The sequence below is a fragment of the Streptomyces sp. NPDC002076 genome (assembly GCF_053593835.1).
Genome location: NZ_JBSFDI010000008.1, coordinates 146,393 through 158,838, shown reverse-complemented (window position 1 = coordinate 158,838; position 12,446 = coordinate 146,393). Strand labels below are relative to the sequence as shown.

General features: G+C 70.8%; 11 protein-coding genes. 5 read left to right on the top strand and 6 right to left on the bottom strand.

Annotated elements, in window-relative coordinates:
- Positions 1-166: 166 nt before the first annotated feature.
- The 3 genes from ACWCQS_RS19045 to ACWCQS_RS19035 all read right to left on the bottom strand — a co-directional run bounded on the left by ACWCQS_RS19045 (position 167) and on the right by ACWCQS_RS19035 (position 2,576).
- A complete protein-coding gene (locus tag ACWCQS_RS19045) occupies positions 167-1,162 on the bottom strand; it encodes an aldo/keto reductase (RefSeq protein WP_451005478.1) in 996 nt (331 codons plus the stop codon).
- 57 nt (positions 1,163-1,219) lie between these two features.
- On the bottom strand, positions 1,220-1,804 hold the full coding sequence (locus tag ACWCQS_RS19040; RefSeq protein ID WP_451005477.1) for a Uma2 family endonuclease: 585 nt from the start codon (positions 1,802-1,804) through the stop codon (positions 1,220-1,222).
- Positions 1,805-1,892: 88 nt separating this feature from the next.
- Positions 1,893-2,576 carry a GDSL-type esterase/lipase family protein gene (locus ACWCQS_RS19035; RefSeq protein WP_451005476.1) on the bottom strand — a complete coding sequence of 228 codons (684 nt, stop codon included), beginning with the start codon at positions 2,574-2,576 and terminating at the stop codon, positions 1,893-1,895.
- Positions 2,577-2,688: 112 nt separating this feature from the next.
- On the opposite strand from ACWCQS_RS19035, the gene ACWCQS_RS19030 reads away from it, so the two are divergent.
- Complete coding sequence (locus tag ACWCQS_RS19030) at positions 2,689-3,666, top strand: WD40 repeat domain-containing protein (RefSeq protein ID WP_451005475.1); 978 nt, start codon at positions 2,689-2,691, stop codon at positions 3,664-3,666.
- A gap of 101 nt (positions 3,667-3,767) precedes the next feature.
- Here the strand turns inward: ACWCQS_RS19030 and serC are convergent, their stop codons facing one another.
- Positions 3,768-4,886 carry a phosphoserine transaminase gene (gene serC / locus ACWCQS_RS19025; protein ID WP_451005474.1) on the bottom strand — a complete coding sequence of 373 codons (1,119 nt, stop codon included), beginning with the start codon at positions 4,884-4,886 and terminating at the stop codon, positions 3,768-3,770.
- 156 nt (positions 4,887-5,042) lie between these two features.
- Between serC and ACWCQS_RS19020 the strand changes: the two genes are divergently transcribed.
- The 4 genes from ACWCQS_RS19020 to ACWCQS_RS19005 all read left to right on the top strand — a co-directional run bounded on the left by ACWCQS_RS19020 (position 5,043) and on the right by ACWCQS_RS19005 (position 11,035).
- Positions 5,043-7,967, top strand: coding sequence for an FAD-binding and (Fe-S)-binding domain-containing protein (locus ACWCQS_RS19020; RefSeq protein WP_451005473.1), 2,925 nt, complete (start codon positions 5,043-5,045; stop codon positions 7,965-7,967).
- Positions 7,968-7,999: 32 nt separating this feature from the next.
- Positions 8,000-8,767 (top strand): metallophosphoesterase family protein, encoded by a 768-nt coding sequence (locus ACWCQS_RS19015; protein WP_451005472.1) that lies wholly within the window; start codon positions 8,000-8,002, stop codon positions 8,765-8,767.
- A 33-nt stretch (positions 8,768-8,800) separates the two neighbouring features.
- Positions 8,801-9,922, top strand: a complete 1,122-nt coding sequence (locus ACWCQS_RS19010; RefSeq protein ID WP_451005471.1) for a lipid II:glycine glycyltransferase FemX — start codon at positions 8,801-8,803, stop codon at positions 9,920-9,922.
- Between the two features lie 183 nt (positions 9,923-10,105).
- Positions 10,106-11,035 carry an EamA family transporter gene (locus ACWCQS_RS19005; RefSeq protein ID WP_451005470.1) on the top strand — a complete coding sequence of 310 codons (930 nt, stop codon included), beginning with the start codon at positions 10,106-10,108 and terminating at the stop codon, positions 11,033-11,035.
- Positions 11,036-11,343: 308 nt separating this feature from the next.
- On the opposite strand, the gene ACWCQS_RS19000 is transcribed toward ACWCQS_RS19005, so the two are convergent.
- Positions 11,344-11,538 (bottom strand): DUF397 domain-containing protein, encoded by a 195-nt coding sequence (locus tag ACWCQS_RS19000; RefSeq protein ID WP_451005469.1) that lies wholly within the window; start codon positions 11,536-11,538, stop codon positions 11,344-11,346.
- Complete coding sequence (locus ACWCQS_RS18995; RefSeq protein WP_451005468.1) at positions 11,468-12,343, bottom strand: helix-turn-helix domain-containing protein; 876 nt, start codon at positions 12,341-12,343, stop codon at positions 11,468-11,470. Before ACWCQS_RS18995 ends, ACWCQS_RS19000 begins: the two co-directional genes overlap by 71 nt.
- Positions 12,344-12,446 lie beyond the last annotated feature (103 nt).

The window sequence follows — 12,446 nt, the reverse complement described above, 5'->3', positions numbered from 1 at the left end:
TGGTGGCTGTCTCGGCGGCCGTCAGGTAGCGGTGTGACGCAGGAGCGGCGGGGAACTGCGGCCGATTGCCGGGCGCAGGTGCGTCGTGGCTGGTCGCGCCCGCGTGGCGGAGCCGCATATCGAATGCAGCCCCGCCCTCCTTACGGGGTGCCGGCACCTCCCGGAACTACCAGGCGAAGGCCTCCGGGGACGGGCCCGGCCCCGGGAAGATCTCGTCCAGGCCGACCAGCAGCTCCTCGGTCAGCTCCAGCTCCGAAGCCCTGATCGCGGACTCCAGCTGTTCGGCCGTACGCGGGCCGACGATGGGACCGGTCACACCCGGGCGGGTGAGCAGCCAGGCCAGGGCCACCTCGCCGGGCTCCAGGCCGTGCTTGTCGACCAGGTCCTCGTACGCCTGGATCTGGGCGCGGGCGGCCGGATCCTTGAGGGTGTCGGCGGCCCGGCCGGTGGCGCGGCGGCCGCCCTGGACCTCCTTCTTGATGATCCCGCCGAGCAGACCGCCGTGCAGCGGCGACCACGGGATGACCCCGAGGCCGTAGTCCTGCGCGGCCGGGATGACCTCCATCTCGGCGCGGCGCTCGGCGAGGTTGTACAGGCACTGCTCGCTGACCAGGCCGATGGTGCCGCCGCGGCGGGCGGCGATCTCGTTGGCCTGGGCGATCTTGTAGCCGGGGAAGTTGGAGGAGCCGGCGTACAGGATCTTCCCCTGCTGGACCAGGGTGTCGATGGCCTGCCAGATCTCCTCGAACGGGGTGCTGCGGTCGATGTGGTGGAACTGGTAGAGGTCGATGTAGTCGGTCTGCAGCCGCTGCAGGCTGGCGTCCACGGCGCGGCGGATGTTCAGCGCGGAGAGCTTGTCGTGGTTGGGCCAGGCGGTCTCGCCGTCGGGGGCCATGTTGCCGTAGACCTTGGTGGCGATGACGACCTTGTCACGGCGCTCGCCGCCCCGGGCGAACCAGTTGCCGATGATCGTCTCGGTGCGGCCCTTGTTCTCGCCCCACCCGTACACATTGGCCGTGTCGAAGAAGTTGATGCCCGCGTCCAGCGCCGCGTCCATGATGGTGTGGCTGTCGGCCTCGTCGGTCTGCGGCCCGAAGTTCATCGTCCCGAGGACGAGTCGGCTGACCTTGAGTCCCGTGCGTCCAAGCTGCGTGTACTTCATGGTTCTCCAGCCAACGGCTTGAAGTGCGCTCTATGCAAGGGCTTTCGGCCGGGGACGTCAGTCGCGGGGGAACTCGTCGGTCTTGAAAGTGAGGCCCAGGGCGGTGGTGGTCATGTCGACGTCCGCTCCGAAGGTGACGGTCAGTTCACTGACGTACTCACCGTCCTTCGGCTGGCTGTAGAGGTGGCATTTGCCCTGGTAGGGATCCACGATGAGGTAGACGGGGACCTCGGCGGTGGCGTAGGCCGTCTTCTTTGGGCCGTAGTCGTTGTGCGCCGTGCCCTTCGAGATGACCTCTGCGACGAACTCGACGTCGTCGCAGCGCCAGAGGCCCTTGGGTGTCTTCTCGGCGCCTTCGGCCACGAGGGTGACGTCGGATGCGAAGCCGTTGAGGTGGCCGGGGTAGTCGACGCGGACGTCCGACTTCACGCGCTTGCGCGGGTACTTGGTGCGCAGTTGCTCAACGATGTCGAGAATGATCTCCCAATGGGTGTCCCGCTGCGGCGACATGAAGATGGCCCCCGCGACGATCTCGACCTTGTATCCCTCGGGGGTGGTCCGCTCGAGCGACTCGAACAGGTCGTCCAGGGTCAGCTCGCCGCTCTCCTCGGCCATCTCGATCCTGTCTTCAAGGACGGTCATCGTGGCGCTCCTCCCCGGCTGCCCCACGCACCGGTGCAGCCGCGCGGTTCAACGATACGCACGGTGACGAGGAGACGCCGGAAATCGGTCAATCCGTTCCGGCCGCGTACGCCTGTCCGACCCCCCACGCCTCCCACATCGCCCCCGCGAACGCCGCCGCGATCCGGTGCTCCCCGCTCGCGTTGGGATGGGTGCCGTCGTAGGTGTCGACGTGGATGTCGTACGACTCCGGCGGCGAGGCCAGCAGGATCGGCGACCGGGGTTCGTCCAGGTCGGCGACCGCCTTGGCGAGCAGGACGTTGAAGCGGTCGACCTGCTCGGCGAAGGAACCGTCCGCCGCGGCCCGGATGTTCGGGATCACCGGCAGCAGCACCATGCGGATGCGCGGATCGGCCGCCCGTGCCCCGGCGACGAAGGCACGCACGTTCTGAGCCGTCTGCTCGGCGTTGGTGTAGAAGCCCAGGTCGATCAGTCCGAGGGAGACCAGCAGCACGTCCGCCCGGTGCTCCCGTACCGCCTCGCCGATCAGCGGAGCCATGTGCAGCCAGCCTTCGCCCCAGCCGGCCAGGTGGCGGCGGGGGAAGCCGGGCTCGGCGTAGGCGTGGGAGGTCGGGGCATCGGTCGCCTTGTCGTACAGCTCCTCGCGCGGGCCGACGAAGGTGAACGGGTCGCCGTACGTGTCGGACAGATGCCGCCACAGCCGGTAACGCCATGTGTGTTCGCCCGCGCTCCCGATCGTCATCGAGTCACCTACGGGCATGAACCTAAGCATCCGCTCATGATGGACGATCACGCGCGCCGATGGGATGTGAGGCCCACCACGTCCGACGGGACCGGCGGCAGCATGCCCGGTCACCCCTGGGCGGGAATGGCAGTCTTGGCCCATGCGTCCATCGTCCGCCCTCCTCGCCGGGTTGCTGCTCGCCGGCGCCTGTACGCTGCCCGCCTCCGCCGCCGAGAGCGCCGACGGGGCCGGCGACCAGGGGTTCACCCTCAAGGACCCACGGATCACCGAGTCCAGCGGGCTCGCCGCCTCCCACCTCCACCCTGGCATCTACTGGACGCACAACGACAGCGGCGACGGGCCGTACATCTACGCCGTGGACAGCCGCACCGGGAAGACCGTCGCCCGGATCACCCTGCGCGGCATCGGCACCCCGCGTGACGACGAGGCCATCTCCATCGGGCCGCACAACGAGATCTACCTGGGCGACATCGGCGACAACTACGGCGGCAGGTGGCCGTACGTGTGGATCTACCGGCTGCCCGAGCCCGAGGAACTGAAGGACCAGACGGTCACCGCCACGCAGTACGTCGTGAAGTACGCGAACGGGCCGCGCGACGCCGAGTCGCTGATCGTCCACCCGAAGACCGGGCGGGTCTACATCATCGACAAGAAGGAGGACGGCGGGCACCTGTACGAGGGCCCGGCGACCCTCTCCACCTCCGGCGCGAACATCTTCAAGCCGATTGCCCCCATTGACCTCTGGGCCACGGACGCGGCCTTCTCACCGGACGGGCGACAGCTCGCCGTGCGCGGCTACCTGGGCGGGATCTACTACGACTGGAACGGCGGCCGGATCAAGCGGGAGGGCCAGCTCGACGTGCCCCTTCAGGGACAGGGCGAGGGCGTCTCGTACTCCCCCGACGGGACCGAGCTGCTCTACAGCAGCGAGGGCGCGGGCAGCGAGGTCGTGGCGAAGCCGGTGCCCGGTCGGCCGGACGCCAAGTCCCCCTCGGCGAGCGCGAGTTCGAGCGCAGCCGGGGGTGCGCCCGTGAGCGGGGACGGTCTGAAGGCGGGTGCCGCCGTCGTCGTCGCCGTCGGGCTGGCGGCCCTGTTCGGGCTGCGGCGGCGCCGATGAGGCCGCGTCGTACGGCGACATGACGAAGGGCGCCCGGTGTTCGCCGGGCGCCCTTCGTCGTCGTGCCTGGGATCGTGCCTGAGATCGCCGTACCCGAGAGGTCAGAGCTTCTCGATCACGTAGTCGATGCAGTGCGTCAGCGCCTCGACGTCCGCCGGGTCGATCGCCGGGAACATGGCGACGCGGAGCTGGTTGCGGCCGAGCTTGCGGTAGGGCTCGGTGTCGACGATGCCGTTGGCGCGCAGGGCCTTGGCGACGGCGGCCGCGTCGATCTCGTCGGAGAAGTCGATCGTGCCGATGACCTGCGAGCGCTTGGCCGGGTCGGTGACGAACGGGGTGGCGTACTTGGACTCCTCCGCCCAGGAGTACAGGCGGGTCGAGGAGTCCTTGGTGCGGGCCGTGGACCAGGCGAGACCGCCCTGGCCGTTCAGCCACTCCAGCTGCTGGTTCAGCAGGAACAGGGTGGCGAGGGCCGGGGTGTTGTACGTCTGGTTCTTGCGGGAGTTGTCGATCGCCGTGGGCAGCGAGAAGAACTCCGGGACGTGGCGGCCGGAGGCGTGGACGCGCTCGGCGCGCTCGATCGCGGCCGGGGAGAAGACGCCGATCCACAGGCCGCCGTCGGATGCGAAGGACTTCTGCGGGGCGAAGTAGTAGACGTCCGTCTCGGACACGTCGACCGGGAGGCCGCCGGCGCCGGAGGTGGCGTCCACGAGGACCAGGGAACCGGAGTCCGCGCCTTCGACACGCTTGATGGGCATCGCAACACCCGTCGAGGTCTCGTTGTGGGTGAAGGCGTACACGTCGACGCCGGCCTCGGCCCGCGCCTCGGGGTGGGTGCCGGGGTCGGTGGAGATGACGGTGGGCTCGGCCAGCCACGGGGCGAGCTTGGCGGCCTTGGCGAACTTGGAGGAGAACTCGCCGAAGCTCAGGTGCTGGGACTTGCTCTCGATCAGGCCATGGGTGGCGATGTCCCAGAAGGCGGTCGAGCCGCCGTTGCCGAGGACCACCTCGTAGCCCTCGGGCAGGGAGAACAGCTCGGAGATGCCCTCGCGGACCTTGCCGACCAGGTTCTTGACGGGCGCCTGGCGGTGGGAGGTGCCGAGCAGGGAGCTTCCGGTCGCGGCGAGGGCGTCGAGCGCCTCGGTACGCACCTTGGAGGGGCCCGCGCCGAAACGTCCGTCGGCGGGCTTGATGTCAGCGGGAATCTGGATGTCGGCCACGAGTCGGAGGGTATCCGGTGGGCGAAACCGGGCGGAACCGTGTCCGTCCGATGAGACGAGATCGCCGGACCCTGGACTCGTAAATTCATACGACGATATGTGCGGGGCTGTGGAAAACTTTCGGTGACTGTCCGTGAGCGGATGCATCCTGGACGCATGACGGATCACTCGGGTCTCGAAGCGGAGCTGCGCGGCGCCGTCCGGGGCGAGGTCGGTTTCGACACCGCCTCCCGGGCGCTGGTCACCATGGACGCGTCCAACTACCGGCGCGTTCCGGCGGGTGTCGTCGCCCCGAGAGACGCCGACGACGTGGCCGCCGTCCTGGAGGTCTGCCGGGCGCGCGGGGTGCCGGTGGTGGCGCGTGGCGGGGGCACGTCGATCGCCGGACAGGCGACCGGCACCGGCGTGGTGCTGGACTTTACCCGGCATATGAACGGCCTGCTGGAGCTGGACCCCGGCACCCGAACGGCCGTCGTCCAACCGGGCCTCGTCCTCGACCGGCTCCAGGAGGCCGCGGCCCCGCACGCCCTGCGCTTCGGCCCGGACCCGTCCACCCACAGCCGGTGCACGCTCGGCGGGATGATCGGCAACAACTCCTGCGGCTCGCACTCGGTCGCCTGGGGCACGACCGCGGACAGCGTGCGGGAGCTGTCCGTCGTCACCGCGCGCGGCCGTCGGCTGCGGCTCGGGCAGGGCTGGGCGGGCGCGCCGGACGGCCTGCGCGAGCTGGCCGAGGGGGAACTGGCGCGGCTGCGCACCGGCTTCCCCGAGCTGCCCCGCCGCATCTCCGGGTACGCGCTGGACGCGCTGCTGCCCGAGAAGGGCGCCGATGTCGCCCGGTCCTTCTGCGGTTCCGAGGGCACCCTCGGCATCCTCACCGAGGCCGTCGTCCAGCTCGTCCAGGCCCCCCACGCGCGTGCCCTGGCCGTCCTGGCGTACGGCGACGAGAGCGCCGCCGCCGAGGCCGCCGCCAGTCTGCTGCCGTACGGCCCGCTGACGGTGGAGGGCATGGCGGCCGACCTGGTGCGCGCGCCGGCCGGGCTGCCGAAGGGGGGTGCCTGGCTGTTCGTGGAGACCGGCGGGGAGTCGGCGGCCGCGGCACGCGCACATGCGGAGGCGATCGTCCGCGCGGCCGACGTGCTCGACGCACTGGTGGTGACCGACCCGGCCGCCCAGCGGACCCTGTGGCGCATCCGCGAGGACGCGAGCGGTACGGCGACGCGTATGCCGGACGGCAGCGAGGCCTGGCCCGGCTGGGAGGACTGCGCGGTGCCGCCCGCCCGGCTCGGCGCCTATCTGCGCGACTTCCGCGCCCTGCTGTCGGCGCACGGCCTGCGCGGCACGCCCTACGGCCACTTCGGCGACGGCTGCATCCACGTCCGCATCGACTTCGACCTGCTCACCGGGGCCGGCATCGGCCGTTTCCGCCGCTTCTCCGAGGAACTGGCCGACCTGGTGGTGGAGCACGGCGGCTCCCTGTCCGGGGAGCACGGCGACGGACAGGCCCGCGCGGAGCTGCTGCCGCGCATGTACGGCGCGGAGACCGTCCGGCTCTTCGAGCGGGCCAAGGCGGTCTGGGACCCGGACGACCTGCTGAACCCGGGCATGCTGGTCCGCCCGGCCCGGCTGGACGAGAACCTCCGCTTCTCGGTCCTGCCCCGCGACCCGGTCGGCGTGGCCTTCGGCTATCCGGCCGACGACGGCGACTTCCGCGCCGCCGTCCGCCGCTGCGTCGGCGTCGCCAAGTGCCGTACGACGACCGTCTCCGGCCCGGCCGTGATGTGCCCGTCCTTCCGGGCGACCGGCGAGGAGGAGCACTCCACGCGCGGCCGGGCCCGGCTGCTGCACGAGATGCTGGCCGGCGAACTGATCACCGACGGCTGGCGTTCGACCGAGGTGCGGGACGCCCTCGACCTGTGCCTGTCCTGCAAGGGCTGCCGCTCCGACTGCCCGGTCGGCGTCGACATGGCCACCTACAAGGCGGAGTTCCTGCACCACCACTACGCCGGCCGGCGCCGTCCCGCCGCGCACATCTCCATGGGCCGGCTGCCGCAGTGGCTGCGCTGGGTCGCCGTCACCCGCACGGCACCGCTGCTCAACGCCCTCGCCGCGGTGCGGCCGTTGGCCGGTGTCGGCAAACGCCTGGGCGGGATCGCGCCCGAGCGGGAGATTCCCCGGCTGGCGACACGGACGTTCACCGGCTGGTGGCGTGCCAGGAAGCCCGCCCCCAGCGGCACCGGAGGGCCGGTGCCGGGCGGCTCGGGCCCGGGGGACCTGGTCGTGCTCTGGCCGGACACCTTCACCGAGCATCTGTCACCGTCCGTCGGCCGGGCCGCCGTCCGGGTGCTGGAGGCCGCCGGGCTACGGGTGGCCCTGCCGCCGACGCTGCTGCTGCGCGGGGGAAGGATCGGCGGAACCGGTGACGGCCGGAGCAGGTCGGCCACCGCGCTGCTCACCGCCCGCCGGGCCCGGGTCTGCTGCGGCCTCACCTATGTCTCCACCGGCCAGCTCGACCGCGCCCGTGCCGTCCTGCGGCGCACGCTGGACCTGATGGAGCCGGTGCTGCGGGCCGAGGTCCCGGTCGTCGTCCTGGAACCGAGCTGCGCCGCGGCCCTCCGCACCGACCTGCCGGAACTCCTGCACGACGACCCGCGCGCCGCCCACCTCTCCGCGGCCGTCGTCACCTTCGCCGAGGCCCTTCAGTGGCACGCCCCGCACTGGACCCCACCCGCCGTGGACCGCCCGGTCGCCGGTCAGACCCACTGCCACCAGCACGCGGTGCTCGGCGACGCCCCCGACCGCCGACTGCGCGCGGCCGTGGGCCTCACCGGTGAGCTGAGCGGCGGCTGCTGCGGCCTCGCCGGCAACTTCGGCTTCGAGAAAGGCCACTTCGAGGTGTCCAGGGCCTGCGCGGAGGAACAGCTCCTGCCCGCGGTCCGCGAAGCACCCGAGCAGACCGTGATCCTGGCCGACGGCTTCTCCTGCCGCACCCAGCTGGCACAGCTGGCCGGGGTGCGGGGGCGGCACCTGGCGGAGGTGCTGGCGGAGGCGCTGGACCAGCCGGCGGGAGACGTGAAGTGACCGAGGGGGAGCGAAGTGACGAGGGGCTTGAAGTGACCGAGGAATACAGCAGGTTGGCCGTGCTGTCCGACATCCACGGTGTGCTGCCCGCCCTGGCGGCGGTGCTGGCGGAACCCGAGGTGGCGGCAGCCGACCGTATCGTCCTGACCGGCGACATCGCGGCGGGTCCGCAGCCGGCCGAGGTGCTGGACCTGCTGCGGGAGCAGGGCGAGCGCGTGCTGTGGCTCGCGGGAAACGCCGACCGGGAGCTGGTGGAGTACCGGCGCGGCGAGCGCACCGACATTCCCGACCCCATCGGCCCGCACGCGGCCCGGGCCCTCAGCGAGGAGCAGATCGACTTCCTCGCGGGCCTGCCCCGGACGCTCACCCTGCGCGTCCGCGGCCTCGGCACGGTCCTGTTCTGCCATGCCACCCCGCGCGACGACGAGGAGCTGGTACTGGTGGACTCCCGCCCCGACCGCTGGGCGGAGGTCTTCACCGGCCTCGACCCCGGCATCGGCACGGTCGTCTGCGGCCACACCCACATGCCCTACGCCCGTCTGGCGCACGGCCGTCTGGTGGTCAATCCCGGCAGCGTCGGCATGCCCTACGGCCGCCCCGGCGCCCACTGGTGCCTCCTGGGCCCCGGCACCGACCTGCGCGTGACGCCGTACGACATCCCGGCGGCCGTCGCCCGGCTCACCGCGGAGTGCGCCTACCCGGAGATCGCCGAGTGGGCCGACCACTACCTGTACGCCCGGGCGACGGACACTCAGGTGCTGGCGGCATGGGGACCGAAGGACGGGAGGGATGGTTCATAGGACGACCTGACCGGCGATCTCCAAGGAGCGCGCATGACCCTCACCCTCCGGACCATCACCCGTGCCGAGCACCTCGCCTTCGTGGCGGGCCGCCCCTCCGTCAGCCATATGCAGGTGCCGTCATGGGGGGATGTGAAGGCGGACTGGAAGGCGGAGAGCCTCGGCTGGTTCCAGCCGGACGGGCGGCTCGCCGGGGCCGGGCTGGTCCTGCTCAGGCCACTGCCGAAGATCAGACGGTATCTGGCCTATCTGCCCGAGGGCCCGGTCATCGACTGGGACTCGCCCGACCTGGAGCGCTGGCTGGAGCCGATGCTCGCCCATCTCAAGGAGCTGGGCGCGTTCTCGGTGAAGATGGGCCCGCCCGTGGTGGCCCGGCGCTGGAGTACCGAGGCGGTCAAGGCCGCGATCGCCGACCCGGACGCGCACCGGTTGCGGGACGTGCCGCCGACCTCGTCCGAACAGGGCGCCGCGGACCTGGCCGGCCGGCTGCGCCGGATGGGCTGGCGGCAGGCCGAGCCCGGCGGCGAGGAGGGATTCGCCGCCGGCCAGCCCCGGTATGTGTGCCAGGTGCCGTTCGCCGGACGGTCGCTGGACGACATCCACCGGGGCCTCAACCAGCAGTGGCGGCGCAACATCAAGAAGGCCGAGAAGGCGGGCGTGAAGGTCGTCCGGGGCGGCTACGAGGACCTGCCGGCCTTCTACGGTCTGTACGCCGAGACGGCCCGGCGCGACCGGTTCATCCCGCGCCCGCTGCCGTACTTCCAACGCATGTGGACCGCGCTCACCGCCGAGGACCCCGACCGGATGCGGCTGTATCTCGCGCACCACGACGGCGACGTGCTCGCCGCGGCCACGATGCTGATCGTCGGCGGGCACGTCTGGTACTCCTACGGCGCCTCCACCGCCCGCAGACGCGAGGTGCAGCCCAGCAACGCGATGCAGTGGCGCATGATGTGCGACGCCCACGAACTCGGGGCGGATGTCTACGACTTCCGGGGCATCACCGACACCCTGGAGGAGTCCGACCAGCTGCTCGGCCTGCTCCGCTTCAAGGTGGGCGCGGGTGGCGAGGCCGTGGAGTACCTGGGCGAGTGGGGCTTCCCGCTGAACCGCCTGCTGCACAAGGCACTTGACGTCTATCTGACCCTGCGCTGAGGCCGTTCTCAGCAGCAGTACGGTTACGCCCCCTACGCCTTCCGTGGCGAGGAGGCGTGGCCGGGTATCTGATTCCAGCATCCGGGACAGCTGCTTAAAGGGTTCACGCACCTGTCAGGGTCCATTACCCTGGACCTGGTAGTACATCGAGATGAACGAACCCGATCAAGCACAGGACCGCCCGTGACCGCCACCTCCAGCACCGCCACGCCGACCCCGGTCACCCCTGCCCGAGGACCGCGCCGCTTCGGCTCGCTCGGCCCGGTCGGCCTGGTGCTGGCCGGCGGCATCTCGGTCCAGTTCGGCGGCGCCCTCGCGGTGACCCTGATGCCGCGCGCGGGCGCACCGGGCGTCGTCACCCTGCGCCTCCTCGCGGCCGCGGTGGTCCTCCTCCTGGTCTGCCGCCCCCGTCTGCGCGGCCACTCGCGCGCCGACTGGGGCACGGTGATCGCGTTCGGCATCGCGATGGGCGCGATGAACGGCCTGTTCTACGAGGCCGTCGCCCGTATCCCGCTCGGCCCGGCGGTCACCCTGGAGGTCCTCGGCCCGCTGTCCCTGTCCGTCCTGACCTCCCGCCGCGCGATCAACGCGCTGTGGGCGGGCCTCGCCCTGCTCGGCGTCTTCCTGCTGAGCGGCGGAGGCTTCAGCAGTCTGGACCCCACAGGTGTCGGATTCGCCCTGGGCGCCGGCGCCATGTGGGCGATCTATATCCTCTTCAGCGCCCGTACGGGCCGCCGCTTCCCTCAGGCGGACGGCCTGGCCCTGGCCATGGCGGTGGCGGCCCTCCTCTTCCTCCCCATTGGCATCACCGCGGCGGGCACCCGCCTCCTGAACCCCACCACCGTCGCCCTCGGCTCGGCGGTGGCCCTGCTCTCCTCCGTCCTGCCCTACACCCTCGAACTCCTGGCCCTGCGCCGCCTTCCCGCGTCCACGTTCGCAATCCTGATGAGCCTGGAGCCGGCGATAGCGGCCACGGCCGGCTTCCTGATCCTCGGCCAGTCCCTGTCCGCCGCGGAGGCCGCCGCCATCGCCCTGGTCATCGCGGCGAGCATCGGCGCGGTCCGGACTCAGGTGGGGCGGGGTACGGCTCAGGTGGCGGCGCCGGAGGCCTGACGTCCCGGCAACGAGAAACAGAGGTACGCAGATATGCCCACTCGCCTCGCCGCTGAGCTCCTGGCCGAGGAGGACATTCCCGGGTTCGCCCAGCGGTTCGGGTGGTACGACGCCTTTCTGACCCGCGCCGGCGCGAACTGGCTGATCACGGAGTCGGAAGGGGAACTGGCGGTGGGACGCGTCGCCGACGACCCCTCCCGTGTGCTGGGAGATGTCCGCCGGTGGTGGTCGGCGCAGAGTGAATTCGCCGACGGCGGCGATCGTCCACGCAGCGCATCCCAGCCCCGCCCGCGGGCTGATCAGTCGCTTCAGCCCTTGACCGACTGCACGAAGGCCGACCAGGCGCGGGTGGGGAAGAGGAGGGCGGGCCCCTGCTGGTGCTTGGAGTCACGGACGGCTATGGCGGGGGTGAGATCGGCGACCTCGACGCAGTCACCGCCGTTGCTGCCGCTGTAGGACGACTTCCGCCATATCGTTCCTGTCAGGTTCCGGCTCGTCTCCATAGCGTTCCTCCATCACCCGAGCGATCACGGCCGCCGACTCTCTCGGGGAGAGGGCGTCGGCCTGCAGGCGAGCGTATCCGACCGAACGCTCCTTGATGACCTGCGGGTTGGCCGTCAAGTGGCCCGAGTCGTAGTTCTCGCTGTAGTACAGGTCGGGGTGGCCGTCGAAGCGCAAGAGGTTGAAAGAGCCCATCAGTCCTGTGTGCTGGCCCGCAGAGAACGGCAGCACCTGTAGCTCCATCCAGGGTTTGCCGAAGAGCCCCAGAAGGTGACCCAGTTGTCCACGCATGACCTCCCGGCTTCCGACTTGCCGGTACAGCACCGACTCGTCCAGAACCCCCCACAGCACCGGCGGCTGCTCCCGCGCAAGAATCCGCTGGCGCTCCATCCGCGCGGCCACCATCTCGTCAAGCCGCTCGGTCTGTTCGACGCCGAGTACTGCGCGTGCGTAGGACTCCGTCTGGAGAAGCCCGTATACCAGCTGGCACTGGTATGCGGAGATGTAAGCCGCCTTCGCCTCCATCTCCGCATACGGCTGAAACCAACTGGGCAACTGGCTCCGTAACACCAGCCCGACCAGCCGCGAGAACAACCCGTCCGTCCCCAGCGCCGCATCCACCCGCTCGGAGAACTCCCGCTGCGGCACTCGCGCGGCCGTCTCGATCATGCCGATGAACGACCCCGTGCAGAACACGATCGACCCCAGTTGGGCCAACGTCAGGCCGGCCGCTTCCCGTGCCCTACGCAGCTCATAGCCGTAGTAGTCCAACGGTGATGCACTGGGGTCGAGTTTGCGGATGTTCACCGTCACCACCTCCCGTCACCGAGCGTAGCGAGTTGCGCGCGCACAGGAGTCGGCCTGTGGAAAACAAATTCATGCAAGCGTGCTTGATTGTTTCTGCCCTCAC